Raw genomic sequence first — 25,763 nt, 5'->3', positions numbered from 1 at the left:
ACCGGTGTCCGCCTCTCTTTTCACGGCATCATTCAATACATGGTGGCTCGACAGAACACCCCGGGGGACACCGGGCCATTGGACTTCTTCATCAGCTACTCTCCGGCGGACGAACGCTGGGCGTCCTGGATCGCCTGGACCCTGGAGGAGGCCGGGTACCGGACGGTCCTGCAGGCCTGGGACTTCGTGCCGGGCACGAACTTCGTCGACTTCATGGACCGCGGTGTGAGCGAGTCCGCCGCCGTCATCGCCGTACTGTCCAGGAACTACGAGCGGTCGCGGTACGGGCGGATGGAGTGGCAGGCGGCCCTGCGCGCCGACCCGGACGCGCCGGAGCGGCGGCTGATCACCGTACGGGTCGAGGACATCCCCGTGGAGGGGCTGCTGGCCACCATCACGTATGTGGACCTGGTGCCGGTCGCCGATCCGGCGGCCGCCCGGGAGCTGCTGCTCGCGCGGGTCCGGCAGGCCCTCGACGGGCGGGCCCGGCCCAGCCTGCCGCCGGGTTACCCGGGTGGTGCGAACGGCCGTCCCGTGGCCGCCGCCCCGGCGGCGCCGAGTCCCGGGCGGCCGCTCGGCGGGCCCGGGTGGGCGGGGCGCCGTAGACCCGCCGCGCCGCCGTCGTACCCGCGGGTGTCCGGAGCGGTCCGGGAGCGGGAGGCGGTCACCGTGCTCCAGCTGGCCGGGCCCGCCTTCGGGCGGGGGCAGGATCCCGCCGAGTTGCAGGCGGCCATCTGGGGGGATCTGGTCGAGCTGGCGGACTCGGGGGCACCCTCGCCCGATCTGCTGGTCGTCACCGGGGACCTCACCGCCTCCGGCAGCCGGCGCGAGTTCGAGCAGGCCCTCGCCTTTCTCACCGGGCTGCGTGCCCTGCTCGGGCTCGAACCGCACCGGGTCGCCCTCGTCCCCGGCGGCCAGGACGTCAACCAGGCGGCTTGCCACGCCTATTTCAGCACCTGCGAGGCCGACGAGATGCCGCCCCGGCCGCCGTACTGGCCCAAGTGGCGGCACTTCGCCCGGCTGTTCCAGGAGCTGTACCAGGGGCTCGACCTCGTCTTCGACAGTGATCAGCCGTGGACCCTCTTTCCCGTGCCCGAGCTGCACACCGTGGTCGCGGGGCTCAACTCCTCCATGGCATACAGCCATCGGCGTGACGACCAGTACGGGATGGTCGGGCGCGAGCAGGCCGCCTGGTTCGCGCAGGCGCTGCGGCCCCATGAGACCGAGGGGTGGCTGAGGATCGGGGTGGTGCGGCACTCGCCCGGTGCCGCCCGCGTGGCCGCCCCTGGTGTGCGGCGCGCCGGTACGGCCGCCCTGGACGGCGCCGGACCGCTGCGGGACACCGATGTGCTGACCCGGCTGACCGGGCCACGGTTGCATCTGCTCCTGCACGGCCCTGCCGAGCCCGGCGCGTCGCTGCCCGACCTGGCCACCGCCTCCGGTGGGGTGCCGGTGATCGGCGCCGGGCGGCCCGGTGCGCACCAGCTGGTGCGGGTCGGCCGGGAGGGGCTGGCCGTCTGGCAGGGGCCGGGGGAGCCGCGGCGGCGGCCGGTCCAGTGGCGGCGGGCCGACCGGGCCTTCGGGGCTCAGGCCGCGCCCGCCGACGACCGCGACCGCACTCCCGCGCCCGCCGCCGAGCCCGAGCCGCGTGCCGTGCAGACGCCCGCCGAGATACTGCTCGCCCGGGTCGCCGAGGTCTGCCGCACCCGGCACGAGGGCGCCCAGATCCGCCCGGTGGACGGGCCGGTGCCGCAACTGCTCGTCACCTGGAGCCAGTCGGGCTTCGTGCGGCAGCAGCGGGTGGCGGTCCACACCGGCACCCCGACCGCGCAGGACGTCGACCGGTTCGTGGCCCTCGTGCACGCCGCCGACGCCGAGGCGGAGGCCGAACTCGTCCACGACGGGCCGCCGCCCGCCCGGGAGCTGCGGGACGCGGCCCGGCGGCGGGGCGTGCGGGTGCGCAGCTTCACCGAGTTCCAGGGGCTGCTGGACCTGCGCGGCTATGTCGCCGGGCAGAGCGAGCGGCTGCGCACCGACCCCCGCTATCCCCCGGGCATGTATCTGCCGCAGCGGTACCGGGAGGTGGAGCGCCTCGACGCCGAGGACCGCGACGGGCTGGTGGACGAGATGCTGCGGCTGCTCGACTCCGACCAGGGGCGCTTCCTGCTGCTCCTCGGCGACTTCGGGCACGGCAAGACCTTCGCGCTGCGTGAGCTGGCCGGCCGGATCCCCGGTGAACTGCCGCACCTGGTCCCGCTGTTGATCGAGCTGAACGCCCTCGACCGGGCCTATTCGTTCGAGGGTCTCGTCGCCGCGCACCTCGCCGCCCACGGTGTCGACAACATCGATCTGCGGGCCTTCCGCTACATGCTCCAGCAGGGGCGGATCGTGCTGCTCTTCGACGGCTTCGACGAACTCGTGAACCAGGTGACGTACGACCGCGCCGCCGAGCGGCTGCAGGTGCTGCTGGACTCCGCCGTGGACAGCGCCAAGATCGTGGTGTCCAGCCGTACCCAGCACTTCCGCTCCCAGGGGCAGGTGCTCACCGCGCTCGGCGAACGCGTCGGCCTGCTCCCGCACCGCCGGGTGCTTGCCGTCCAGGAGTTCAGCCCGCAGCAGATCCGCGCCTACCTGGTCAACCGCTACGACGGTGACGACCGCGCCGCCGACCACCGGATCCGGCTGCTGGACGCCATCCCCGACCTGCTCGCCCTGTGCCGCAACCCCCGGCTGCTCGGTTTCGTCGCCGACCTGGACGACGACCGGCTGCGCGCGGTCGCCGGCGCCGGGCGCGCGCTCAGCCCCGCCGGGCTGTACGAGGAGGTGCTCACCGCCTGGCTGGGCTTCGAGGCGCAGCGCGGCAGCGGCAGCCCCGGCCGGGCGCCCGGGCTCAGCCTGGACCAGCTGTGGGACGCGGTCACCGCGCTCGCCCTGCGGCTGTGGGAGAGCGGCCAGGACTCGCTGCGGCTCGACGAGCTGACCGATGTCGCCGAGACCCTGACCGGGCTCGCGGACGCCCGGCTGTCGGTGCCGCAGACCGCCCACGCCATCGGCTCCGGCAGCCTGCTGGTGCGCAGCGACGACGGTGTGTTCCGGTTCATCCACGGCTCGGTGGTGGAATGGCTGGTTGCCCGGGAGTGCGCCCGCAGGATCACCGACGGCGACAGCACCCTGCTGGGCCGGCGCCAACTCAGCCAGCTGGCCGTGGAGTTCCTGTGCGACCTCGCCGACCACCGGATCTGCCAGGGGTGGGCCGAGCGGGAGCTGTCCGGGACCTCCCAGGACACCTCTGCGGACGCCACGCGCGCCAACGCCGTGAAGATCCTCAGCCGGCTCCGCGTGCCCGCCCACACCGACCTGCGCGGCGCCGCCCTGGCCGGGGAGGACCTGTCCCACCGCGACTTCTCCGGCGTGGACCTGACTCGCGCCGACCTCACCGACGCCCGGCTGGTCGGCGCCAACCTCTCCGGCGCCGTGCTGCGCAGCGCCCGGCTGGTCGGCGCCCGGCTCGACGGCGCCGATCTGACCGGCGCCGACCTGCGCGGCGCCGACCTCAGGCGGGCCCGGCTGATCGGCACCGACCTGACCGGCGCCCGGGTGGCGGGCGGCCGCTGGCGGCGGGCGGCGCTGATCGCGGCGACCACCGGCCCCCTGCACCGCAGTCCCGAGCTGGCCACCGCGGCGATCGCGCCCGGCATGGCCGTCGACTCCGGCTTCCGGCCCTCCGCGGTCGGTGTGCCGTACGGCTTCGACATGCGTACCAGCCGGCTGCCCGAACCCATCTCCTACAGCCCCGACGGCGAACTGCTCGCCGTCGGCAGCGAGGACGGCGGCGTCCTGGTCTGCGAGGCCGCCACCGGCATCCCCCTGCGCACCCTGCAGGGCCACACGGGCCGGGTCTATGCCGTCAAGTTCCGCGGCCGTGTCCTGGCCACCGGCAGCTCCGACGGCACCGTACGCCTGTGGGACCCGGTCTCCGGCCGCTGCCTGCACCGGCTGGAGATCCACGCCGACGGGGTCTGGCCGGTCGTCCTCGACGCCGAGGGCGCCCTGCTGGCCACCGGTGACGCCGACGGCGTGGTCACCGTCTGGGACACCGCCTCGGGCACCCCGCTGCACCGGCTGCCCGGTCACTCCGCGCCCGTCTACACCGTGGCGTTCGGGCCGGGCGGCACCACTCTGGTCACCGGTGACGCCTTCGGCGCCGTACGCCTGTGGGACCTGGAGAGCGGGCGGCGGACCGGCGAACTGCCCGGGCATCAGGGCGCCGTGTACCGGGCGCGGTTCAGTCCGGACGGCACCCTGCTGGCCACCACCGACCAGGGCGACGACCGGAAGGGCGGCACGGTCCGGGTGTGGGACCTCGCCACCGGCGCCCCGCGGCACGAGTTCACGGGACACTCCGGCCGCGTCTACACCCTGGACTTCCACCCCGGCGGCGCCCTGCTGGTCAGCGGGGACACCGAAGGGGAGGTACGGCTGTGGGACCTGGCCGGCGGGCGCTCCGCCGGGCTGCTCGGCGGTTGCCGCGGGGCGGTGTACCAGGTGCTGTTCGACCCCGACGGGGGCCTGCTCGCCGCCGGGGACAGCGCCGGGGTGGTCCGGCTGTGGGGGGTCGACCCGGAGGCCGACCCGGTCGCGGCGCCGCTGAACCGGCAGCCGGCCGAGCACCGCGGCTCGGTGTGGGTGTGCAAGTTCCGTCCGCACGGCGACACACCCGTCCAGGGCCCCGGCGCGCTGCTGGTGACCGGCGGCAACGACGGTGTCGTACGGCTGTGGGAGCCGGCCGCCGGACAGGGCCGGCGCATCCTGCGCGGCCACGGGCGGCGCGTCGGCACGCTGTCCTTCAGCGCCGACGGCTCGATGCTGGCGGCCGGTGGCAACGACGGCGTGGTCCGCGTCTGGCACTCCTCGTCGGGCCGCCGTCTGCGGGAACTCACCGGCCAGAGCGACCGTCTGGTGTCGGCGGCGTTCGGCCCGGCCGGGCCCCTGCTGGCCACCGCGAGCAGTGACGGCGACCTCTACCTGTGGAACGCGGCCACCGGCGAGTACCAGCGCGAACTGGACGTCGAGACCGACCATGTGTGGGCGGAGGCGTTCAGTGCCGACGGCGAACTCCTCGCGACCGCCAACGACGACGACACGGTCCGGCTGTGGTACCGGGCCACCGGGGCGCATGTCGCGACCATCACCGAGCACTACGGCCGGGTCCGCGCGATCGCCTTCCGGTCCGACGGCACGGTCCTGGCCACCGGCTGCGACGACCGCAAGGTGCGGATCTGGGACATGGAGGGCCGCCGCATCACCGCCGAACTCGCCGGCCACGACGACCGGGTGTACGCCGTGGCCTTCTCTCCCGACGGCTCCTGGCTGGCCAGCGCCTCCTGGGACGGCACGGCGGTGATCTGGCAGGACGACGAGATCGCCCACCGGCTCACCGGCCACACCGGCAAGCTGTGGACGGCGGCGGTGCATCCGTCGAGGCCTCTGCTGGCGACGGCGGGCGACGACCGGACCGTCCGCCTGTGGAACCCGGACACCGGTGCGCAGACGGCTCGGCTGACGGGCCACACCGGCCGGATCCTCGCGGTGGCCTTCAGTCCGGACGGCTCCCTGCTGGCCAGCGGCGGCGAGGACGGCACGGTACGGCTGTGGAACGTGCCCGCCGACGGTCCGGCCACCCTGCGGGTCACCCTGGTCGGCATGCCCGGCGGCTGGGCGGCGCTGTCCCCGTCCGGTGGGTACAAGTACGAAGGAGACGTCACCGGCGAGTTCTGGCACGTGGTCGGCATGTGCCGCTTCGAACCGGGCGAGCTGGACGGCCATCTGCCGGGCATGCGGCAGGTGCCGCTGGACGACCCGCTGGAGTAGGGGAGGGGGAGGAGGGGGCCTTTTGAACGCGTTCAACTCTGGGCGTACGCTCCTCCCATGAGCGACAGAGCCGCCCTGCTCAAGGGCATTCGCGTCTGGCTGGTCTTCTTCGTGGTGTGCCTCGTCCTCAGCGGGGCCACCGCCTTCCCCCTGGTGCACGAACTGCGCTGGACCGAGAGCGCGTTGCGCGCGCTGTCCGTGCCGGACCGGCTGCCCGGGCTGACGGCCTGGATCTCCCGGGTGCGGGACGGGCTCGACGCCGCGGACACCGACTACCCGTTCCTGCTCTACGGCACCGACTGGCTGGCCTTCGCCCACCTCGTCATCGCCGTCGCCTTCTACGGGCCCTACCGCGACCCCGTCCGCAACATCTGGGTCGTCGAGTTCGGAATGATCGCCTGCGCCGGGATCGTCCCGCTCGCCCTGGTGTGCGGACCGATCCGGGGCATCCCCTTCTGGTGGTCGCTGATCGACATGTCCTTCGGGGTGCTCGGGGCCGTGCCGCTGTACGTCGTACGGCAGAAGACCAAGCGGCTGGAGGCGCTCACGGCTGCTTGAACCGTGCCGTGATCAGCCGCAAAAAACTGTTATCCCCCCGGCCCGCGCTCCGTCTCCTGCACGTCCCGCCTCCTCACGCACGGAGCCGTCCCCCATGCCCACCCCCACCCACAAGCGCGCCAACAAGCACCGCCTCACCCGCCGGGGCCTGTTCACCCTCGGCGGCGGACTCGCGGCGGCCGGAGGCCTCGGCGGTGGGATCGCCGCGTTCTCCGGCGCCGGGGCCGACGCGGCCCAGACCACGCCGGCGACGAAGCGGGCCTTCGCCCACCCCGGCATGCTGCACAATGCCGGCGACCTGCACCGCGCCAAGGTCCGGGTCGCCCAGGGCGCCATCCGGTACGGCCTGTCCGCGACACCGGCAAGGGCTCCGCACCCGTCCCGCGGTACCTCACCCGCGCCACCCCGGCCGACACGTCGACGGTGCCTCAACGCTCGCGCGTGTAGTGCTCCTGCGCGGCCATGACCTCGTCCCCGTGCTCGAACGCCCAGGCACCGAAGGCATCGATCGGCCCGAGCAACGTCCGCCCGAGCGGGGTGAGTCCGTACTCCACACGGGGCGGCGAGCCGCCATAGGCCCGCCGCTCCACCAGGCCGTTGAACTCCAGTCGCCGCAGCGTCTCGGTCAGCACCTTCTGGCTGATCCCGCCGATCCGCTCACGGAGCGCGACCGGCCGGCCGGGGCCGTCCCGCAGCGCCCACAGGACCACCGAGTTCCAGGTGTTGGCCAGCAGGTCGAAGGCGAGCCGGGCCCGGCAGTCGGCGAGAAAGGCGTGGTCGTCGGTCACACACCGAATGGTGCCCGAGCGGCTTCCTAATGTCGTGCCCGTATTCAACAGGCCGGTAGAGGGAGGCAGTTGTGCGCATAGGAATCATCGGCACCGGCGCGATGGCGGACGCGCTCGGCGGGCAGTGGGAGCGGGCCGGACACCAGGTGGTCGCGGGCAGCAGGTCGCGCGGCGAGGTGCGGGCGGCGGTGGAGCACGGCACCGACGCCGTACTGCTGGCGGTGCCCTACGCGGCGGCCGTGGACCTGGTCGCCGGGCTCGGAACCGCCCTGCGCGGGCGGGTGTTGATCGACTGCACCAATCCGGTGGGCGGCCCGGACTTCGCTCTGCTCACGGCCGGCGGCCCGGCGGCGGCCCAGCGCATCGCTGCCGCCGCGCCCGACGCCCGCGTGGTCAAGGCGTTCAATCTGTGCCACGAGAGCGTCTGGCGCCTGACCCCGCCGGTGTTCGGGGGCCGCCCGCTCGCCGTACCGCTGTGCGGGGACGACGAGGACGCCCTCACCGTCGCACGACGGCTGGTGCGGGACCTCGGCTGCACACCGCTGAACGCCGGGGGACTGCACCGGGCCGGACTGCTGGAGGCGACGGCGGCGCTGCTGATCGGGCTGTGGGTGGGGGAGAGGGCGGACGCCCAGGCCATCGCGCCACCGCTGGAGTTCGCCGGTGCCTAACGGCCGCCGGTGCCGCCGCCGTTGCGCAGGGCGTGCAGGACGTCGACCCGGTTCGTGGTGATCGAGTCGACGCCCAGGTCCAGCAGGCGGCTCATCGAGCGGCGGGTGTCCGGGGTCCAGACGGACAGCAGATAGCCGTCGTGGTGGACGCGGGCCGCCAGCTCCCGGCTCACCAGCGAGAAGCGGTAGTTGAGCCAGCGCGGGCGGACCGCGTCCAGCAGCGCGGGCCGGGGCGGGGCGAGGCTCGTCCAGGTCAGCGCGATCTCGGCGGCCGGGTCGGCGGCGCGGACGGCGAGCATCGCCTCGGCGCCCGCGCAGTAGTAGACACGGTCCTGGGCCCCGCTCTGCCGGACCACGTCCATGACCCGGTCCACCATCCGCCGCTCGACCCGTCCGCACAGGTCCACCATCACCCGGCTGTCGCCGGTCGCGGCCAGCGTCTCCGCCAGCGTGGGCACACCGCCCGCCGTGAGCCCGCGCACCTCCGCCGCGGACAGCGCGCCGAGCGGCCGGCCGAGTTCCCACAGCCGCTCCAGCGTCTCGTCGTGCAGCAGCACGGGGACGCCGTCGCGGGTGAGCCGCACGTCGATCTCGACCGCGTCCGCGCCCCGGTCGAGCGCGGAACGCAGGGAGTCGATGGTGTTCTCACGGACACGGTAGGGGTCGCCGCGATGAGCCACGGCGGTCACGGTCTGCATGGCCCCCATTGTGGGGTGCCCCCGATGTGGGGTGTGTCAGGAGGCGAGCCAGGTGCCGGTGTACGCGTCGATCTCCGCCGCGATCCGGGCCTTGCCGGCGGCGTCCAGGAACGACGCCTCCACGGCGTTCTTCGCGAGCTCGGCCAGGCCCCGCTCGTCCAGGTCGAGCAGCCGGGCGGCCACCGCGTACTCGTTGTTGAGGTCGGTGCCGAACATCGGCGGGTCGTCGGAGTTGATCGTCACCAGCACCCCGGCCCGGGTGAACTCCTTGATCGGGTGCTCGTCCAGGGTGCGGACCGCGCGGGTGGCGATGTTCGAGGTCGGGCAGACCTCCAGTGGGATGCGCTGCTCGGCGAGATGGGCGAGCAGCTTCGGGTCGTGCACGGAGCTGGTGCCGTGCCCGATGCGTTCGGCGCGCAGATGGGTCAGCGCGTCCCAGACCGTCTCCGGGCCGGTCGTCTCGCCGGCGTGCGGGACCGAGTGCAGTCCGGCGGCGATGGCCCGGTCGAAGTACGGCTTGAACTGCGGCCGGGGCACGCCGATCTCGGGCCCGCCGAGCCCGAACGACACCAGTCCCTCCGGCCGGATCCGGTCGTCGGTGGCCAGCCGTGCCGTCTCCTCGGCGGACTCCAGCCCCGCCTCGCCGGGAATGTCGAAGCACCAGCGCAGTACGGTGCCGAACTCGGCCTCGGCCGCCTTGCGGGCGTCCTCGATCGCCGCCATGAAGCCCAGCTCGTCGATGCCGCGCCGGGTGGAGGAGAAGGGGGTGACGGTCAGCTCCGCGTAGCGCACCTGCTGCCGGGCCAGGTCGCGGGCGACCTCGTAGGTCAGCAGCCGGATGTCCTCCGGGGTGCGGATGAGATCGACGACCGACAGGTACACGTCGATGAAGTGGGCGAAGTCGGTGAAGGTGAAGTAGTCGGCGAGGGCCTCGGGGTCCGTCGGCACCTTGGAGTCGGGGTGCCGGGCGGCCAGTTCGGAGACGATGCGCGGGGAGGCGGAGCCGACGTGGTGGACGTGCAGTTCGGCCTTGGGCAGTCCGGCGATGAAGGTCCGCAGATCGCGGTCGGCCGGGCCGGCGGCGGGTACGGAACTGTCGGTCATGGGGTCCTCCCCGAACAGGGCGCCGGCGGCCCGGTGCGGGCGCGGCGCGGGTGATCGGCTGATCGTGGTACGGACGACATCGTAGGCGGGCGGCGGGTGCGGGCCGGTCGGCGGAGGGGCGGTGCGGCCGGCGCCCGTGCCGGGTCCGGTGCGAGGGTCGGGACCGCCGGGGCCTGCGTGACTCCGGTGGGACCGGGCCGCAGGGGTGCGGCGGCGAGGCCGTAGCATGGCGGCACGAACGACCGAGGGGGACATGCCCGTGAGCGACGGAGCGCAGCCGAGTGGAGTCCCGGGGGGCGACCACAACCCGTGGGCGCCGCCCGAGCACCGCACTTCGCTGGAGAAGAAGCAGCCCGAGCCGCAGGATCAGCCTCCCGTGCAGCCGCCGTCCGTGCACGACCAGGCGACCATGACCTCCCTGCAGAGCGACGGCTTCGCCCCGCCCGCGGCTGCCCCCGGCTTCACCGCGCCCACCTCTCCTCCCGGCTTCCCGCCGCCGACCGCCGCCTCCGGATTCGGCGTGCCGGGCCCGGCCCCGGTGGGCGGCGAGGCGGTACCGCCCCCGCCGATCGCGCCCTCGGGACCCGGCATACCCGCACCGCCCGCCTCCGGTGGCTACGGCTACCCCGGCTATCCCGGCTACCCCGCCGGCTACGGCTGGCCCGGCATGCCGATGGCCCCGCAGAACGGCATGGGCACCGCGGCGATGGTGCTCGGCATCCTCTCCCTGTGCCTGTTCTGCATGCACGGCGTCGTCTCGGTGGTCCTGGGCATCCTCGCGGTGGTCTTCGGCATCAAGGGCCGCCGGCGGGCCGATCGCGGCGAGGCCACCAATCACGGTCAGGCCCAGGCTGGTCTGATCATGGGCATCATCGGCATCGTGCTCGGCATCGTCGTGATCGTCCTGCTCGCGATCGGCATCACCGCCGCCATCCATGAGGGCAGCACGCACCCCGACCCCTACGACGACTCCTCCGCCCGCGGCGTCTCGGTGACGGTGGCCGCCGACCGCTGAGTCCGCCGGGCCGTGGCCTTGCGGCACCTGTCGGCCGGAACCCGCCCCCTCCTCCTGCGCGCGCCACTACGATGCGCTTGATCGTCAACGGAGGGGAAAGCACTTCATGTCCAACATCAACCCGGAAGCCGGCGGTTTCGGTCAGCCTGCCCCGCAGCAGCCGCCGGGATACGGATACCCGCAGCAGCCCGGGCCCGGATACGGCCACCCCCAGTCGGGGCCGTCCTATCCGGCCGCGCCGCCCGCGGCGTATCCGCAGGCCCCCGGCTATGGGATGCCGATGCAGCCGAGCAACGGCATGGGCACCACGGGACTGGTGCTGGGCATCATCGGCGTGGTCTGCAGCCTCACCATCGCCATGGAAATCCTCGGGATGATCCTGGGCATCCTGGCCATCATCTTCGGTGCCATCGGCCGGGGTAAGGCCAATCGCGGTGAGGCCACCAACAAGGGCGCGGCGACCGCCGGTCTCGTCTGCGGCATCATCGCCACCGTGCTGCTGCCGCTGCTGGTCTTCCTGTTCTTCGCCAGCATGTTCAGCGCCGGCACGTTCTGACGCCGGCCCTGGCGCCGCGACGGACCGGGAGCGGACACCGGGGGCCGGCCTTCGGGGCGGGCCCCCTCAGGCCCCGGCCCGCCGCGGCGTCCGGCCCGCCGCAGCTCCCCGGCCCGTCGCAGGGTCCGGGGCCGTCGTAGTTGTGCGGGCCGCCTCGGGGTCCGGGCCCGTCGTAGTTGTCCGGCCCGTCGCAGGGTCCGGGCCGCCGTAGAGTCCGGCCCGCCGTAGTTGCCCCGGCCGTCGCAGGGGCCTGGCTCGTCGTAGTTGCCTGGGCCGCCGTGGAGTCCTGGCTCGCCGTAGTTGCCGGGTGTCGCAGGGGCCGGGCCCGCTGTAGGCCGTGGTTGCCCGGCCCGCTGTAGTTGCCCGGCCCGCCGTAGAGTCCGGGCCCGTCGTAGTTGTCCGGGCGTCGCAGGGGCCGGCCCTTCGTAGGTGCCCGGCCTGTCGCAGGGTCTTGGGCCGCCGTAGAGTCCGGCCCGCCGTAGTTGCCCCGGCCGTCGCAGGGGCCGGGCCCGCTGTAGTTGCCTGGCCTGTTGCAGGGTCCCGGGCCGCCGTAGAGTCCAGCCCGCCGTGGTTGCCCGGCCCGCTGTGGTTGCCCGGCCCGCCGCAGAGCCCCGGCCCGCCGTCACCCCCCGGCCCCCGACAACCGCTCACGCGCCTCCATCAGCGCAAACCCGAGCAGGTTCGGGCCCCGCCAGCGCTCCGGATCCGAGGCCGCCTCGTCGTCCGCCGCGAGGCCGATGCCCCATATGCGGTCCACCGGGCTCGCCTCCACCAGCACCCGGTCGCCGGTGCCCAGCAGGAACCCGCGCAGATCGTCGTCCGACGCGAACTTGTGCACGCTGCCCTCGACGACGATCCGGAACCGCTCCCGCTCCCACACCGCGTCAGCAAAACCCCGGACCAGCCGCCCCGCCCTCTTCGCCTCGGCGGGATGCTCCGCGGCGAGCACCCTGCGCTCCGCCTCCGCGTCTCCGAACAGCCGCGCCTTGCCGGCCATCATCCAGTGCTCGGCCGTCGCGTACTCGACCCCGTCCACCGTGAACGGCGACGGCCACCACTGGCTCAGACAGCTCGCCCCGATCCTGCCGTCCGGCCTCGGCCGGTGCCCCCAGAAGTGGAGGTACTTGATCCGGGACCCCGCCCGCACCTCTCTGATCAGGGATTCCACCCCGTCGATCTTTCCCATGCACGCGAGTGTGGCACGCACCACTGACACTCCGTCCGCGCTTTTCCGCCCCGACTCGACACCTGGTCGACAGATTCCGTCGCGTAACCAAAAGGCAACAACGGAATCACTTGTTGGAGTCCTATTGCTCTGTCAGGATCGGCACTCAAATCGAGCTGGAGCTACGCCACCCACCCCCCGGGACGGGGCGAACGGCGGAGGAGAGCGACATGCACAACCCGGGCACCGCCACCCCGGAACGATTCCCCGCGCAGGAGCGGTTCGCCGAGGGCGCGCAGTTCATCGGCGGCCGACCGGCCAAGGGCACCTCGGGCCGTACCCATGCCGTGGTCGACCCCGCCACCGGTCAGGAGGTGTACACCTACGAGCTGGCCGGCACCGACGACGTCGACGCGGCCGTCGCCGCCGCCCGCGAGGCCTTCCCGGGCTGGGCCTCGGCCACCCCGGGCGAGCGTTCCGACGCCCTGCACCGGTTCGCCGCCGTACTCGCCGACCGCGCGGAGGACCACGCCCGCGCCGAGTCCCTGCAGTGCGGCAAGCCACTGAAGCTCACCCGCGAGTTCGACGTGCCGGGGACCATCGACAACACCGCCTTCTTCGCGGGCGCCGCCCGGCACCTGCAGGGGCAGTCCGCCGGTGAGTACTCCGGGGACCACACGTCGTACGTCCGGCGCGAGCCGATCGGTGTCGTCGGGTCCATCGCGCCCTGGAACTACCCCCTCCAGATGGCCGCCTGGAAGATCCTCCCGGCGATCGCCGCCGGCAACACCATCGTGCTGAAGCCCGCCGAGCTGACCCCGCTCACCTCGCTGCTGTTCGCCCAGGCCGCCACGGACGCCGGCCTCCCCGACGGTGTCATCAACATCGTGACCGGGACCGGGAAGGAGGCGGGGGAGCATCTGGTCGGCCACCCGGATGTCGCCATGACCTCCTTCACCGGGTCCACCGCCGTCGGCAAGCGTGTGGCCGAGGTCGCCACCGCCACGGTCAAGCGGCTGCATCTGGAGCTCGGCGGCAAGGCGCCGTTCGTCGTCTTCGACGACGCCGATCTGGAGGCCGCCGTCCACGGGGCCGTCGCCGGTGCGCTCATCAACACCGGGCAGGACTGCACGGCCGCCACGCGCGCGTACGTGCAACGGCCGCTGTACGAGGCCTTCGTGGAGCAGACCGCCGCCCTGATGGAGAGCGTGCGACTCGGTGATCCCTTCGCTCCCGGCACCGACCTCGGGCCGCTCATCTCGCACGTCCAGCGGGACCGGGTCGCCGCCTTCGTGGACCGTGCGCGTGCGTACGCGCGCGTGGTGACCGGCGGCGAGGCCCCGAAGGGCGACCTGGCGCAGGGCGCCTACTACCGGCCGACCCTGATCGCCGACGCCGCCCAGGACAGCGAGATCGTCCAGTCCGAGATCTTCGGCCCGGTCCTGGTCGTCCTGCCCTTCGACAGCGACGACGAGGGCATCCGGCTGGCCAACGACACCCCGTACGGCCTCGCCGCCTCCGCGTGGAGCACGAACGTGTACCGCGCGAACCGCGCCACCCGCGAGATCAGGGCGGGCTGCGTGTGGATCAACGACCACATCCCGATCATCAGCGAGATGCCGCACGGCGGATACAAGGCGTCCGGCTTCGGCAAGGACATGTCGGCGTACTCCTTCGAGGAGTACACGCAGGTCAAGCACGTAATGTTCGACAACACGGCGGTCGCCAGGAAGGACTGGCACCGCACGATCTTCGGGGACCGGTAGCAACCGGACATCAGCAGGAGCCGGCTTGCCGCCGGGTGTGACGTTCCGGCCCTCGACCAGGCCGACCACCCATCCCTCCCGAAAGGGCACCACGCGCATGGAGCAGTACGAGCCCGACCGCTTCACACCGGTCGAACTGGCCGCCATACGGCGCAGCTTCCGCAGCGGCCGGGCCGCGATGACCCGCCGGTCGCTGTTGCGCGCCTCCGCGGGCGGCGCGCTCACGGTCGGCGGACTCGGGGCGCTGAGCGCCTGCGGGATCCCCGCGGCGACCAAGACACAAGGAGGCGTGTCCGCCGACGACCACTCGGCCAAGGAGAAGGTCGTCAACTTCTCCAACTGGCCCGAGTACATCGACGTGGACGACAAGACGAAGCGGCACCCCACGCTCGACACCTTCGCCAAGCGGACCGGTATCCAGGTCAAGTACACCGAGGACATCAACGACAACGACGAGTTCTTCGGCAAGATCCAGCCGCAGCTCGCCGCCGGCCAGGACACCGGCCGTGACCTCGTCGTGCTCACCGACTGGCTGGCCGCCCGCATGATCCGCCTCGGGTACGTCCAGAAACTGGACCCGTCCAACCTGCCGCACGCCTTCGCCAACCTGTCGGACCAGTTCCGCGCCCCCGACTGGGACCCGGGCCGGGCGTACTCCTACCCCTGGCAGGGCATCTCGACCGTCATCGCCTACAACAAGAAGGCGCTCGACGGCATCGAGGTGAAGTCGGTCTCCGACCTGCTCGACAACCCCAAGCTCAAGGGCCGCGTCGGCTTCCTGACCGAGATGCGCGACAGCATCGGCATGACCATGCTCGACATGGGCAAGGACCCGGCGAAGTTCACCGACGACGACTTCGACGCGGTGGTCGCCCGCCTCCAGAAGGCCGTCGACAAGGGCCAGATCCGCCGCTTCACCGGCAACGACTACACGTCCGACCTCACCAAGGGCGACTTCGCCGCCTGTATCGCCTGGGCCGGTGACATCGTGCAGCTTCAGGCGGACAGCCCGGACGTCGGCTATGTCATCCCCGACAGCGGATACATGACCTCGACCGACAACATGCTGGTCCCCAACCGGGCACGTCACAAGACGAACGCCGAGCGGCTCATCGACTTCTTCTACGAGCCCGAACCGGCCGCCGAACTCGCGGCCTACATCAACTACGTGAGCCCGGTCGCCGGAGTGAAGCCGTATCTTGCCAAGATCGACAAGAGCGCGGCGGACAATCCGCTGATCCTCCCCGACAAGGCCATGCAGGCCCGGTCCCATGCCTTCCGCTCGCTGACGCAGAAGGAAGAGACGGCCTACCAGCAGAAGTTCTCGAAGCTCACAGGGGCGTGACGACGATGACGACACCAGACAACAGCGGCGACGTCCGCCTCTCCGGTATCTCCAAGACCTACGGCGCCTTCACGGCCGTACACCCGCTGGACCTGACCGTGCCGCAGGGCTCCTTCTTCGCCCTGCTCGGCGCCTCCGGCTGCGGCAAGACCACCACCCTGCGCATGATCGCCGGCCTGGAGGAGCCTTCCTCCGGCACCGTGCACCTCGGTGACCAGGAAGTGACCCATCTGCCGTCGTACAAACGGCCGGTGAACACGGTCTTCCAGTCCTACGCCCTCTTCCCGCACCTCGACATCTTCGAGAACGTCGCCTTCGGCCTGCGCCGGCGCGGCATCAAGAGCGTGAAGAAGCAGGTCGAGGAGATGCTGGAGCTGGTTCAGCTCGGCGAGCAGGCGCGCAAGAAGCCGCACCAGCTCTCGGGTGGCCAGCAGCAGCGCGTGGCCGTCGCCCGCGCCCTCATCAACCACCCCAAGGTGCTTCTGCTCGACGAGCCGCTCGGCGCCCTCGACCTCAAGCTGCGCCGCCAGATGCAGCTGGAGCTCAAGCGCATCCAGACCGAGGTCGGCATCACCTTCGTCCACGTCACGCACGACCAGGAGGAGGCCATGACCATGGCCGACACGGTCGCCGTGATGAACGCGGGCCGCGTCGAGCAACTCGGCTCCCCGACCGACCTGTACGAGAACCCGAACACCACCTTCGTCGCGAACTTCCTCGGCACCTCCAACCTCATCGAGGCCGAGATCGACACGAAGAACGGCGACGACATCGTGCTCAAGGCGGGCGGCGGCAAGCTGGTGCTGCCCAAGGCGCGGTGTTCGGCCCCGGCGACGGCCGGCGGCAAGGTGCTGGTCGGCATCCGTCCCGAGAAGATCTCCCTCACGCACGCCGACGACGCGGGCGAGATACCGGAGGGCCGCAACCGGCTCACCGGCAAGATCGCGGACGCGAGCTTCATCGGCGTCTCCACCCAGTACGTGATCGACAGCCCGGTCTGCGACGAGCTCTCGGTGTACGTCCAGAACGTCGAGCGCGACGGCCGGCTCGTGCCCGGCGCCGACGTCGTCCTGCACTGGAGCCCGGCGCACACCTTCGGCCTGGACGCCGCCCAGGACATCGACGCGGGCACCGAGGAAGAGGCGGCCGCCTGATGACGACGCTCACCGAAGCCGAGGCGCCCCCACCCCTCGCGCCCGCGACCGAGGAGAAGAAGCCCCCGCGGGGGCGCGGCCGCCTCACGCCGTACTGGCTGCTGCTGCCCGGCCTGCTGTGGCTGATCGTCTTCTTCGCGCTGCCGATGATCTACCAGGCCTCGACCTCCGTGCAGACGGGTTCGCTGGAGCAGGGCTACAAGGTCACCTGGCACTTCGCGACCTACTGGAACGCGCTCAGCGAGTACTGGCCGCAGTTCCTGCGGTCCGTCTTCTACGCGGCCGCCGCCACCGTCCTGTGCCTGCTGCTCGGCTACCCGCTGGCCTATCTGATCGCCTTCCGCGCGGGCCGCTGGCGCAACCTGATCATGATCCTGGTGATCGCGCCGTTCTTCACCAGCTTCCTGATCCGCACCCTGGCCTGGAAGACGATCCTCGCCGACAACGGCCCTGTGGTGCACACCCTGAACTCGCTGCACCTCCTGGACCTCACCAACTGGCTCGGCTGGACGGCCGGCGACCGCGTCCTCGCCACCCCGCTCGCGGTGGTGTGCGGACTGACGTACAACTTCCTGCCGTTCATGATCCTGCCGCTGTACACCTCGCTGGAGCGGATCGACGGTCGGCTGCACGAGGCGGCCGGCGACCTGTACGCCAAGCCCTGGACCACCTTCCGCAAGGTCACCTTCCCGCTGTCGATGCCGGGCGTGGTCTCCGGCACGCTGCTGACCTTCATCCCGGCGGCCGGCGACTACGTCAACGCCGAACTCCTCGGCTCCACCGACACCCGCATGATCGGCAACGTCATCCAGACGCAGTTCCTGCGGATCCTGGACTACCCGACGGCCGCGGCCCTGTCCTTCATCCTCATGGCCGCCATCCTGGCCATGGTCACGATCTACATTCGCCGGTCCGGGACGGAGGATCTGGTCTAAATGCCCTTCGTCAACTGGCTCAAGCGCCATCTCGTCGTCATCGCGGGAATCCTGACGCTCGCGTACCTGCTGCTGCCCAACGTCGTCGTGACGGTGTTCTCCTTCAACAAGCCGAAGGGACGCTTCAACTACGAGTGGCAGCAGTTCTCCCTGGACGCCTGGAAGCAGCCGTGCGGCGTCGCCGACATGTGCGGCTCGCTGTCCATCAGCCTGCAGATCGCGGTGTGGGCGACGGTCGGCGCCACCCTGCTCGGCACGATGATCGCCTTCGCGCTGGTCCGCTACCGCTTCCGGGCCCGCGGCGCCGTCAACTCGCTGATCTTCCTGCCGATGGCGATGCCCGAGGTCGTCATGGCCGCCTCGCTGCTCACCCTGTTCCTCAACATGGGTGCTCAGTTGGGATTCTGGACGATCCTCATCGCCCACATCATGTTCTGCCTCAGCTTCGTCGTCACCGCGGTCAAGGCGCGGGTGATGTCGATGGACCCGCGCCTGGAGGAGGCCGCCCGGGACCTGTACGCCGGCCCCGTGCAGACCTTCGTGCGGGTCACCCTGCCCATCGCGGCACCGGGCATCGCCGCGGGTGCGCTGCTGTCGTTCGCGCTGTCCTTCGACGACTTCATCATCACGAACTTCAACGCCGGTTCGACCGTCACCTTCCCGATGTTCGTGTGGGGTTCGGCGCAGCGCGGCACGCCCGTCCAGATCAATGTCATCGGTACGGCCATGTTCCTCGTCGCCGTTCTCATCACGCTGTTCTCGATGCTCGTCGGCAACAGCCGTAACAAGCAAAAGGCATAAGCCTTGTAGGGAGTTGAAATCATGGCCCCAAGCGCCATGAGTCGTGGCAAAGACAACTGGATCGCCTCTCTCTCCGAAGCCCAGCCGGTCCCGTACTGGCTGGAAGACCCCGGCAAGCCACCCGCCGAGCCCGCCCTCACCGGCACCGACACCTGCGACCTGCTGGTCGTCGGCGGCGGCTACAGCGGGCTGTGGACCGCGCTCAACGCGAAAGAGCGCGATCCGCAGCGCGATGTGGTGCTCCTGGAAGGCCGCGAGGTGGGCTGGGCCGCCTCCGGCCGCAACGGCGGCTTCTGTGCCGCCTCCCTCACCCACGGCCTGCCCAACGGCCTCACCCGCTGGCCCGGTGAGATCCGGAAACTGGAGGAGCTGGGCCGGCGCAACCTCGACGAGATCGAGGCCGCCCTCGCCCGGCACGGCATCGACTGCGACTTCGAGCGCACCGGCGAGATCGATGTCGCCACCGAGACCTACCAGGCCTGGGAACTCAAGGACTGGCACCGGGAGTTGACGGAGAAGGGGCTCGCGGACGGCATCGAGTTCCTGGACGCCGACGCCGTGCGCGAGCAGGTGAACTCGCCCACCTTCGAGGCCGGCCTGTGGGACCGCCGGGGCGTGGCCATGCTGCACCCGGCGAAGCTGGCCTGGGGCCTGAAGAAGGCGTGTCTGAAGCTCGGGGTGCGGGTGTACGAGCACACGCCCGCGCTGACCCTGAGGCAGTACGGCGCCGGCATGGCCGTACGCACGCCGTACGGCGCGGTCCGCGCCCGCAAGGTCGCGCTCGGCACCAACATCTTCCCTAGCCTGCTGCGCCGCGTGCGCTCCTACACCGTCCCGGTCTACGACTACGCGCTGATGACGGAGCCCCTGAGTGACGCGCAACTGGAGTCGATCGGTTGGAAGAACAGACAGGGACTCGGCGACTCGGCCAACCAGTTCCACTACTTCCGGCTGTCCGCGGACAACCGGATCCTGTGGGGCGGCTATGACGCGGTCCACCACTACGGCGGCCGGGTGCGCGCCGAGTACGACGACCGGCCGGAGACGTACGCCAAGCTCGCGGGCCACTTCTTCACCTGCTTCCCGCAGCTGGAGGGCGTCCGCTTCACGCACGCCTGGGGCGGCGCGATCGACACCTGCTCGCGCTTCTCGGCGTTCTTCGGCACCGCGCACCAGGGGAAGGTCGCGTATGCGGCCGGGTACACCGGCCTGGGCGTGGGCGCGACCCGCTTCGGCGCGGACGTGATGCTCGACCTGCTGGACGGGGAGCGCACCGAGCGGACGGAGCTGGAGATGGTCCGCAAGAAGCCGCTGCCGTTCCCGCCCGAGCCGTTCGCCTGGACCGGGATCGCCCTCACCAAGTGGTCCCTGGCCCGCGCGGACGCGCACGGCGGTCGCCGCAATCTGTGGCTGCGGACGATGGACCGGCTGGGGCTGGGCTTCGACAGCTGAGGCAGGGCCGAGGCCTCTACCCGGTCCTTGCTGGCCGCGTCAAGCCACGAGAATACGGAGCGTGACCCGGGTTCCGCGATCCGGCGTACTGGAAGCACGGGCCTCACCGGGAGGCACCGACTTCCACACCGGATCAGCAGGAGAAGATCATGAGTCTCATCAGTCGCGTCACCCGCAAGCACGACGGCAGCCGGTCCAGGCGCCGCCTGGGCGGCCTGGCGACGGCGGTGGCCTCCGCCGCCGTCGTCGCCGGAGGCGTCATGCTCCCGGCGGCGGCCGCCACGGCGGCGCCGATGCACCCGGCGTCCGCAGTGACCATGGCTCCCCGGCATGACCACCACGACGGGGACTACTGGGACCACCACGACGGGGACCACTGGGAGCACCACCACCACTGGCGCTACTACTGGGATCACGATCACCACTGCTACTACTGGGTGTACGACTGGGGCCCGGACTACGACTAGGCCGTTTCTGATGGCTCTGCCGAGCGGGTGCGCACGGCGCACCGGCTCGGCAACCTCGGGTTGACTCTGGAGCAGATCGCCCGGGAGCACGAGGTCGCCTTCAGACGGCTGTGACAAGGTGTGATCCAGGTCACCTCGCAGGGGTGCGGAACCCGCGTAATGCCCCCGGAAGGCCTCCCTCTCTCCCCTGACGCGACCGCGCCGGACGGTCGGGCGAGAGAGGGAGGCCTTCTCATGGCTGGGGCGAAGACGGCCGTCGAATGGCTGGCATCCGTGGCACCGGACCCCGGTGCCTGCCGCTGGGCATGGGAGCGCAATCCCCTCGGGGTCGCGCTGCTGCCCGCCGGCCGGGCCTGGGACGTACTGATCCTGCCGGGCGATCTGGGTCGTCCGACCCTGGACGTGCTCACCGGTGTGCTCGACCAGCCCGGCCCGGTGCTCGTCGACTTCGGCGACAACCGGGTCGGGTTCTTCGTGCCGCCGGGCACCGCGGCCCGGTGGATCGGCACCGGCGTCCGCACTGCCGGACCCGGCACCTGGATCGTCGTGCCGTATCCCGGCCGGGCGACCCGTGACGTGCGCTGGCTGGTGCCGCCGGACGGTTCGGGCACGCTGACCGACCCCGTACTGCTGGAGCTGGCGATGCACGAGGCGGCGGCACGGCTGGCCGGAGGAGGGGGAGGGGGGGACGGGGACGGGTAGCGTCCGGAAACCTTGACAACAAGATTGGTCTGGACCAAGTTGAGTGCGCTCCACCCTCCAACTCCCCTGACACCGGAGGCCCTTGTGGAACGCGCCCCACGTGCCCTACGCGGCCCACGTCCCCCGCGCGCACGACGTCCCAGATCCGTCCTCGCCCTGCTCACGGCCGCCCTGCTGGCCGTACCCGGCATCACCGCGCTCTCGTCGGCCACCCGTGCGGCCGACGCGGACATCGCGCGGAACGGCGGATTCGAGTCCGGTCTCGACGGCTGGACCTGCACGGCCGGTACGACGGTCGACTCGCCCGTACACAGCGGCAGTTCCGCGCTGCGGGCGACCCCGGCCGGCAGTGACGACGCCCAGTGCACACAGACGGTGACCGTCCAGCCCAACGCGCGGTACACGCTGTCCGGTTACGTCCGTGGCTCGTACGTCTACCTCGGCGCGAACGGCACCGGCACCACCGACGTCTCCACCTGGACCCAGTCCGCCCCCGACTGGCAGAAGCTGACCACCACCTTCACCACCGGCGCGACCACCACGCACGTCACCGTCTACACGCACGGCTGGTACGGCACGGGCACCTACTACGCCGACGACATCTCTCTCGTCGGCCCCGGCGGCAGCGGCACCGGACAGCCGCCCGCCGCGCCCACCGGCCTGAAGACCACCGCGGTCACCTCGTCCTCCGTGGCCCTGTCCTGGTCGGCGGTCAGCGGCGCCACGAGCTACACCGTCTACCGCGACGGGACCAGGGCCCAGACGGTGAGCGGCACTTCGGCCACCGTGACCGGGCTGTCCCCCTCGACCGCGTACGGCTTCCAGGTCACCGCGAGCAACGACGCCGGCGAGTCCGCGAGGTCCGCCGTCCTCACCGCCACCACCGGCGCGGGCACCGGCGGCGGCTCCGCCGACCTGCCCACCCACGCCCTCGTCGGCTACCTGCACGCGAGCTTCGCCAACGGCTCCGGCTACACCCGCCTCGCCGACGTACCCGACAGCTGGGACGTCATCGACCTGGCCTTCGGTGAGCCCACCTCGCCCACCTCCGGGGACATCCGCTTCAACCGCTGCCCGGTCACCGAGTGCCCGAACGTGGAGAGCGACGCCGACTTCAGGGCCGCGATCAAGGCCAAGCAGGCGGCCGGCAAGAAGGTGCTGATCTCGATCGGCGGCCAGAACGGCCAGGTCCAGCTCACGACCACCGCCGCCCGGGACACTTTCGTCTCCTCGGTCTCGAACATCATCGACACCTACGGCCTCGACGGCCTCGACATCGACTTCGAGGGCCACTCCCTGTCCCTCGACACGAGCGACACCGACTTCAAGAACCCGACGACCCCCGCGATCGTCAACCTCATCTCCGCCCTGAAGACCCTGAAGGCGAAGTACGGGTCGAAGTTCGTGCTCTCGATGGCCCCGGAGACCTTCTTCGTGCAGATGGGCTACCAGTACTACGGCACCGGCAAGTGGGGCGGCCAGGACCCGCGCTGCGGGGCGTACCTCCCGGTCGTCTACGCGCTGCGCGCCGACCTCACGCTCCTGCACGTCCAGGACTACAACTCCGGACCGATCATGGGCCTGGACAACCAGTACCACTCCATGGGCGGCGCCGACTTCCACATCGCCATGACCGACATGCTGCTCACCGGCTTCCCGGTCGCGGGCGACCCGAACAACGTCTTCCCGCCGCTGCGCCCCGACCAGGTCGCGATCGGCATGCCGGCGTCCACGAACGCGGGCAACGGCTATGTGGCCCCGTCCGAGGTCACCAGGACCCTGGACTGTCTGACGAGGAAGGCGAACTGCGGCTCGTACACGACTCATGGGAGCTGGCCTGCGCTGCGCGGACTGATGACGTGGTCGGTGAACTGGGACCGCTACTCGAACTGGGAGTTCCAGAACACCTTCGACGCGTACTTCGGCTGACGACCAGGCTCAGGGTGGTCAGCAGCACGGTGGACAGGCACCAGCTGGCCACCACGTCCAGCGGCCAGTGATAGCCGTGGCGGACCAGGCCGTAGGACACCCCGAGGACCAGCAGCGTGCAGCCGGCCACCAGGAACCGGCGGGTGACGGCCGACCGGAGCCAGGGGAGCAGCAGCAGGGTCGCCGAGCCGTAGGAGACGGCTGCCGTGGCCGTGTGCCCGGAGGGGAAAAGGCCGCCGGCCGGGGGCAATACGGGGGTGCCCGGCCGTGCGGTCCAGTCCTTGAGCGGTACGACGATCGCCGGGACCAGCGCCATCGCGACGGCTGCCGCGACGGGTGGCAGCCACCACCGCGCCGTACCGGCCGTGCGGCCCCGGCCGGCGACGTGGCAGAGCGTGGCGGCGAGGACCGGGACCGCGACCTGGATGCTGCCGAGATCGGAGAGCAGCTCGGAGAACCGGTCCGGGTGGACGAGGGCCCGGCTGAGCCGGACGTCCGGGCGCAGCAGCGGGCCATGGGTGACGACCTGCCAGGTGATCACGGCGAGAAGGACGGCCGGGACACCGAGGAGCAGGCAGCGGCGGGTTGAGGTCGACACGGTGCCCAGCTTCGCAGGTCCGCCTCTGCCTTGAGCGCGTCACGTGGTCATACAGGATTAAATTCCGCAGTTTCGTGACGGCTTTTACTCCTTCTGTTGGACAGCCCGGTGCGTCGGCCGGTCCGTCCCGCCACACGGAGAGGCCCCGACCACTCGGCAGGAATGGTCGGGGCCTCTCGATGTTCACGGACTCGTGTTCACGCAAGAAGGAAGGAGGTCGGCCGCCCCGGAACAGGGGGGGTAGTTCCGAGGCGGCCGTCCGGATCGGAACGTCGCGCGCCCCGGGGGGTTTGGGGCGGCGACCGTCCGATCGGTGAGGAGATCCCGGAGCCGTCAGGCGCCGGTTGTGTGCGCGAGGGCACGACCAGGTCGAAGCTGGGGAGGCCTCGGCCTGAAATCGCCCACAGTCCCCTGTGGGCGGGGTGTATCTCTCATCTGGGTAGAACCTACGGCAGGCCGGGCCGCTTGGGCAGACGGAATCGGCTCCCGCCATCCACCTCGCACACCTTCTTCACACGGCCTGCCGCAGGCACCCTTCACAGGGGCGGACCAGTCGCTCGGCTGCGCGGTCTCAGATGCGGGCGAAGGCCTGCTCGATGATGTCGAGGCCCTCGTTCAGGAGGTCCTCGCCGATCACCAGCGGGGGCAGGAAACGCAGCACGTTGCCGTAGGTGCCGCAGGTCAGGACCAGCAGGCCCTCGGCGTGGCAGGCCTTGGCGAGGGCGGCGGTGGCCTCCGGGTTCGGCTCCTTGGTGGTGCGGTCCTTGACCAGCTCGATGGCGATCATCGCGCCGCGCCCACGCACGTCACCGATGACGTCGAACTTCTCGGCCATGGCGGTGAGGCGACCCTTCATGATCTCCTCGATGCGCTTGGCCTTGCCGTTGAGGTCGAGCTCCTTCATGGTCTCGATGGCGCCGAGCGCACCGGCGCACGCGACCGGGTTACCGCCGTAGGTGCCACCCAGCCCACCGGCGTGCGCGGCGTCCATGATCTCGGCGCGCCCGGTCACGGCGGCGAGCGGAAGCCCGCCGGCGATGCCCTTGGCGGTCGTGATCAGGTCGGGAACGATCCCCTCGTCCTCACAGGCGAACCACTGGCCGGTCCGGCAGAAGCCGCTCTGGATCTCGTCGGCGACGAAGACGATCCCGTTGTCGGCGGCGAACTGCCGGATCGCCGGGAGGAAGCCCTTGGCCGGCTCGATGAAGCCGCCCTCACCGAGCACCGGCTCGATGATGATCGCGGCCACGTTGTCCGGGCCGACCTGCTTGGTGATCTGGTCGATGGCCTGCGCGGCGGCCTCGGGACCGGCGTTCTCCGGCCCGGTCGGCCAGCGGTACGCGTAGGCGACGGGCACCCGGTACACCTCGGGCGCGAACGGCCCGAACCCGTGCTTGTACGGCATGTTCTTCGCCGTCAGTGCCATCGTCAGGTTGGTCCGGCCGTGGTACCCGTGGTCGAACACGACGACTGCCTGCCGCTTGGTGTACGCACGCGCAATCTTGACGGCGTTCTCGACGGCCTCGGCGCCGGAGTTGAACAGCGCGGACTTCTTGGCGTGGTCACCGGGCGTCAGCTCGGCGAGCGCCTCCGCGACCTCCACATACCCCTCGTACGGGGTGACCATGAAACAGGTGTGGGTGAAGTCGGCGAGCTGGGCGGAGGCCCGTCGCACAACGGCCTCGGCGGAGGCACCGACGGAGGTCACGGCGATACCGGACCCGAAGTCGATGAGCCGGTTGCCGTCGACGTCCTCGATGATCCCGCCACCCGCGCGCGTGGTGAAGACCGGCAGCACGGAGCCCACGCCCTGCGCGACCGCGGCGGTACGGCGGGCCTGCAGCTCCTGCGACTTCGGGCCGGGGATGGCGGTGACGACGCGGCGCTCCTGCGGAAGTGCGGTCATGGGGGCTCCTGATGATCTTGCGTACCGAGCGGTCTGATCTGGCGTCCCGGACGATCCCGGGCGGTGAGTTTTCGGCCGCTTACCTATCTTTCTTCGCAGGCTAGGGCCGGGGGTGGGGGGTGGGCATGCTCCATGTGGGCGTTGTCGGTCAACCTCGTTGTCCGTGGTGGACATAGCCGCGAGGCCGGGGTACGCCCGGTCGGCGGGCGCTCTCGGCCGCGTAAGCGGTGAACTCCCCTTGCCGGGGCGTTAGATTGCTCGCTGATGGTGGACGGAACGGCT

General features: G+C 71.3%; 20 protein-coding genes and 1 pseudogene. 15 read left to right on the top strand and 6 right to left on the bottom strand.

All coding sequences use genetic code 11. The features are described 5' to 3' along the window. Positions 1-39 precede the first annotated feature (39 nt). The 3 genes from ACZ418_RS25055 to ACZ418_RS25045 all read left to right on the top strand — a co-directional run bounded on the left by ACZ418_RS25055 (position 40) and on the right by ACZ418_RS25045 (position 6,895). On the top strand, positions 40-5,871 hold the full coding sequence (locus ACZ418_RS25055) for a WD40 domain-containing protein (RefSeq protein ID WP_468366789.1): 5,832 nt from the start codon (positions 40-42) through the stop codon (positions 5,869-5,871). 57 nt (positions 5,872-5,928) lie between these two features. Beyond that, positions 5,929-6,429 (top strand): hypothetical protein, encoded by a 501-nt coding sequence (locus ACZ418_RS25050; RefSeq protein ID WP_468366786.1) that lies wholly within the window; start codon positions 5,929-5,931, stop codon positions 6,427-6,429. 94 nt (positions 6,430-6,523) lie between these two features. After that, complete coding sequence (locus ACZ418_RS25045) at positions 6,524-6,895, top strand: hypothetical protein (RefSeq protein WP_468366783.1); 372 nt, start codon at positions 6,524-6,526, stop codon at positions 6,893-6,895. Here ACZ418_RS25045 and ACZ418_RS25040 read toward each other — a convergent pair. Continuing rightward, a complete protein-coding gene (locus ACZ418_RS25040; RefSeq protein ID WP_468366780.1) occupies positions 6,858-7,217 on the bottom strand; it encodes a winged helix-turn-helix transcriptional regulator in 360 nt (119 codons plus the stop codon). The genes ACZ418_RS25045 and ACZ418_RS25040 overlap by 38 nt on opposite strands. A gap of 71 nt (positions 7,218-7,288) precedes the next feature. Here ACZ418_RS25040 and ACZ418_RS25035 point away from each other — a divergent pair, with 71 nt between their 5' ends. Further along, positions 7,289-7,888: an NADPH-dependent F420 reductase gene (locus ACZ418_RS25035; RefSeq protein ID WP_468366777.1), complete on the top strand. Its 600-nt coding sequence runs from the start codon at positions 7,289-7,291 to the stop codon at positions 7,886-7,888. On the opposite strand, the gene ACZ418_RS25030 is transcribed toward ACZ418_RS25035, so the two are convergent. Both ACZ418_RS25030 and ACZ418_RS25025 read right to left on the bottom strand, forming a co-directional pair. After that, on the bottom strand, positions 7,885-8,586 hold the full coding sequence (locus ACZ418_RS25030) for a glycerophosphodiester phosphodiesterase (protein ID WP_468366774.1): 702 nt from the start codon (positions 8,584-8,586) through the stop codon (positions 7,885-7,887). The genes ACZ418_RS25035 and ACZ418_RS25030 overlap by 4 nt on opposite strands. 36 nt (positions 8,587-8,622) lie before the next feature. Then, on the bottom strand, positions 8,623-9,690 hold the full coding sequence (locus ACZ418_RS25025) for an adenosine deaminase (protein WP_468366772.1): 1,068 nt from the start codon (positions 9,688-9,690) through the stop codon (positions 8,623-8,625). Positions 9,691-9,943: 253 nt separating this feature from the next. On the opposite strand from ACZ418_RS25025, the gene ACZ418_RS25020 reads away from it, so the two are divergent. Both ACZ418_RS25020 and ACZ418_RS25015 read left to right on the top strand, forming a co-directional pair. After that, positions 9,944-10,705 carry a DUF4190 domain-containing protein gene (locus tag ACZ418_RS25020; protein ID WP_468366769.1) on the top strand — a complete coding sequence of 254 codons (762 nt, stop codon included), beginning with the start codon at positions 9,944-9,946 and terminating at the stop codon, positions 10,703-10,705. 106 nt (positions 10,706-10,811) lie between these two features. Further along, a complete protein-coding gene (locus ACZ418_RS25015; protein ID WP_468366766.1) occupies positions 10,812-11,261 on the top strand; it encodes a DUF4190 domain-containing protein in 450 nt (149 codons plus the stop codon). A 622-nt stretch (positions 11,262-11,883) separates the two neighbouring features. On the opposite strand, the gene ACZ418_RS25010 is transcribed toward ACZ418_RS25015, so the two are convergent. Further along, positions 11,884-12,447: an NADAR family protein gene (locus tag ACZ418_RS25010; protein WP_468366763.1), complete on the bottom strand. Its 564-nt coding sequence runs from the start codon at positions 12,445-12,447 to the stop codon at positions 11,884-11,886. A 209-nt stretch (positions 12,448-12,656) separates the two neighbouring features. Here ACZ418_RS25010 and ACZ418_RS25005 point away from each other — a divergent pair, with 209 nt between their 5' ends. From ACZ418_RS25005 to ACZ418_RS24965, 9 genes are all read left to right on the top strand, one after another. Next, positions 12,657-14,192: a gamma-aminobutyraldehyde dehydrogenase gene (locus ACZ418_RS25005; protein ID WP_468366761.1), complete on the top strand. Its 1,536-nt coding sequence runs from the start codon at positions 12,657-12,659 to the stop codon at positions 14,190-14,192. 97 nt (positions 14,193-14,289) lie between these two features. Beyond that, positions 14,290-15,537 (top strand): ABC transporter substrate-binding protein, encoded by a 1,248-nt coding sequence (locus ACZ418_RS25000; protein ID WP_468366758.1) that lies wholly within the window; start codon positions 14,290-14,292, stop codon positions 15,535-15,537. Continuing rightward, positions 15,534-16,691 carry an ABC transporter ATP-binding protein gene (locus ACZ418_RS24995; RefSeq protein ID WP_468366755.1) on the top strand — a complete coding sequence of 386 codons (1,158 nt, stop codon included), beginning with the start codon at positions 15,534-15,536 and terminating at the stop codon, positions 16,689-16,691. The genes ACZ418_RS25000 and ACZ418_RS24995 overlap by 4 nt, the downstream gene beginning before the upstream one ends. Further along, the gene (locus tag ACZ418_RS24990) at positions 16,691-17,626 is read left to right on the top strand and encodes an ABC transporter permease (protein WP_468366752.1); all 936 of its coding nucleotides are present in this window, start codon (positions 16,691-16,693) and stop codon (positions 17,624-17,626) included. The genes ACZ418_RS24995 and ACZ418_RS24990 overlap by 1 nt, the downstream gene beginning before the upstream one ends. Beyond that, entirely contained in the window at positions 17,627-18,427 is an 801-nt protein-coding gene (locus ACZ418_RS24985) for an ABC transporter permease (protein WP_468366749.1), read from the top strand. A 21-nt stretch (positions 18,428-18,448) separates the two neighbouring features. Then, positions 18,449-19,879, top strand: coding sequence for an NAD(P)/FAD-dependent oxidoreductase (locus tag ACZ418_RS24980; RefSeq protein WP_468366746.1), 1,431 nt, complete (start codon positions 18,449-18,451; stop codon positions 19,877-19,879). A 149-nt stretch (positions 19,880-20,028) separates the two neighbouring features. Further along, on the top strand, positions 20,029-20,346 hold the full coding sequence (locus ACZ418_RS24975) for a hypothetical protein (RefSeq protein ID WP_468366743.1): 318 nt from the start codon (positions 20,029-20,031) through the stop codon (positions 20,344-20,346). Between the two features lie 234 nt (positions 20,347-20,580). Beyond that, complete coding sequence (locus tag ACZ418_RS24970; protein WP_468366740.1) at positions 20,581-21,048, top strand: hypothetical protein; 468 nt, start codon at positions 20,581-20,583, stop codon at positions 21,046-21,048. An 84-nt stretch (positions 21,049-21,132) separates the two neighbouring features. After that, entirely contained in the window at positions 21,133-22,977 is a 1,845-nt protein-coding gene (locus ACZ418_RS24965) for a chitinase (protein ID WP_468366738.1), read from the top strand. A 49-nt stretch (positions 22,978-23,026) separates the two neighbouring features. On the opposite strand, the pseudogene ACZ418_RS24960 reads toward ACZ418_RS24965, so the two are convergent. Then, positions 23,027-23,293 (bottom strand): annotated as a pseudogene (locus ACZ418_RS24960) (phosphatase PAP2 family protein); the annotation flags it as partial. Positions 23,294-24,146: 853 nt separating this feature from the next. After that, positions 24,147-25,481 (bottom strand): 4-aminobutyrate--2-oxoglutarate transaminase, encoded by a 1,335-nt coding sequence (gene gabT, locus ACZ418_RS24955; protein WP_468366736.1) that lies wholly within the window; start codon positions 25,479-25,481, stop codon positions 24,147-24,149. Between the last annotated feature and the right edge of the window lie 282 nt (positions 25,482-25,763).

The organism is Streptomyces sp. NPDC030820 (genome assembly GCF_055572075.1).
The sequence above is the reverse complement of the archived record's forward strand: the minus strand, read 5'-3'. Positions and strand labels throughout refer to the sequence as shown.

What these genes read in the sequence shown, in the direction of transcription:
- ACZ418_RS25000 (WP_468366758.1), top strand. Translation starts at nt 14,290, where the DNA reads ATGGAGCAGTACGAGCCCGACCGCTTCACACCGGTCGAACTGGCCGCC.
- ACZ418_RS24985 (WP_468366749.1), top strand. Translation starts at nt 17,627, where the DNA reads ATGCCCTTCGTCAACTGGCTCAAGCGCCATCTCGTCGTCATCGCGGGA.
- ACZ418_RS24970 (WP_468366740.1), top strand. Translation starts at nt 20,581, where the DNA reads ATGGCTGGGGCGAAGACGGCCGTCGAATGGCTGGCATCCGTGGCACCG.
- ACZ418_RS25005 (WP_468366761.1), top strand. Translation starts at nt 12,657, where the DNA reads ATGCACAACCCGGGCACCGCCACCCCGGAACGATTCCCCGCGCAGGAG.
- ACZ418_RS25025 (WP_468366772.1), bottom strand. Translation starts at nt 9,690, where the DNA reads ATGACCGACAGTTCCGTACCCGCCGCCGGCCCGGCCGACCGCGATCTG.
- ACZ418_RS25050 (WP_468366786.1), top strand. Translation starts at nt 5,929, where the DNA reads ATGAGCGACAGAGCCGCCCTGCTCAAGGGCATTCGCGTCTGGCTGGTC.
- ACZ418_RS24990 (WP_468366752.1), top strand. Translation starts at nt 16,691, where the DNA reads ATGACGACGCTCACCGAAGCCGAGGCGCCCCCACCCCTCGCGCCCGCG.
- ACZ418_RS25010 (WP_468366763.1), bottom strand. Translation starts at nt 12,447, where the DNA reads ATGGGAAAGATCGACGGGGTGGAATCCCTGATCAGAGAGGTGCGGGCG.
- ACZ418_RS25020 (WP_468366769.1), top strand. Translation starts at nt 9,944, where the DNA reads ATGCCCGTGAGCGACGGAGCGCAGCCGAGTGGAGTCCCGGGGGGCGAC.
- ACZ418_RS25045 (WP_468366783.1), top strand. Translation starts at nt 6,524, where the DNA reads ATGCCCACCCCCACCCACAAGCGCGCCAACAAGCACCGCCTCACCCGC.
- gabT (WP_468366736.1), bottom strand. Translation starts at nt 25,481, where the DNA reads ATGACCGCACTTCCGCAGGAGCGCCGCGTCGTCACCGCCATCCCCGGC.
- ACZ418_RS25055 (WP_468366789.1), top strand. Translation starts at nt 40, where the DNA reads ATGGTGGCTCGACAGAACACCCCGGGGGACACCGGGCCATTGGACTTC.
- ACZ418_RS25030 (WP_468366774.1), bottom strand. Translation starts at nt 8,586, where the DNA reads ATGCAGACCGTGACCGCCGTGGCTCATCGCGGCGACCCCTACCGTGTC.
- ACZ418_RS24975 (WP_468366743.1), top strand. Translation starts at nt 20,029, where the DNA reads ATGAGTCTCATCAGTCGCGTCACCCGCAAGCACGACGGCAGCCGGTCC.
- ACZ418_RS25015 (WP_468366766.1), top strand. Translation starts at nt 10,812, where the DNA reads ATGTCCAACATCAACCCGGAAGCCGGCGGTTTCGGTCAGCCTGCCCCG.
- ACZ418_RS24980 (WP_468366746.1), top strand. Translation starts at nt 18,449, where the DNA reads ATGGCCCCAAGCGCCATGAGTCGTGGCAAAGACAACTGGATCGCCTCT.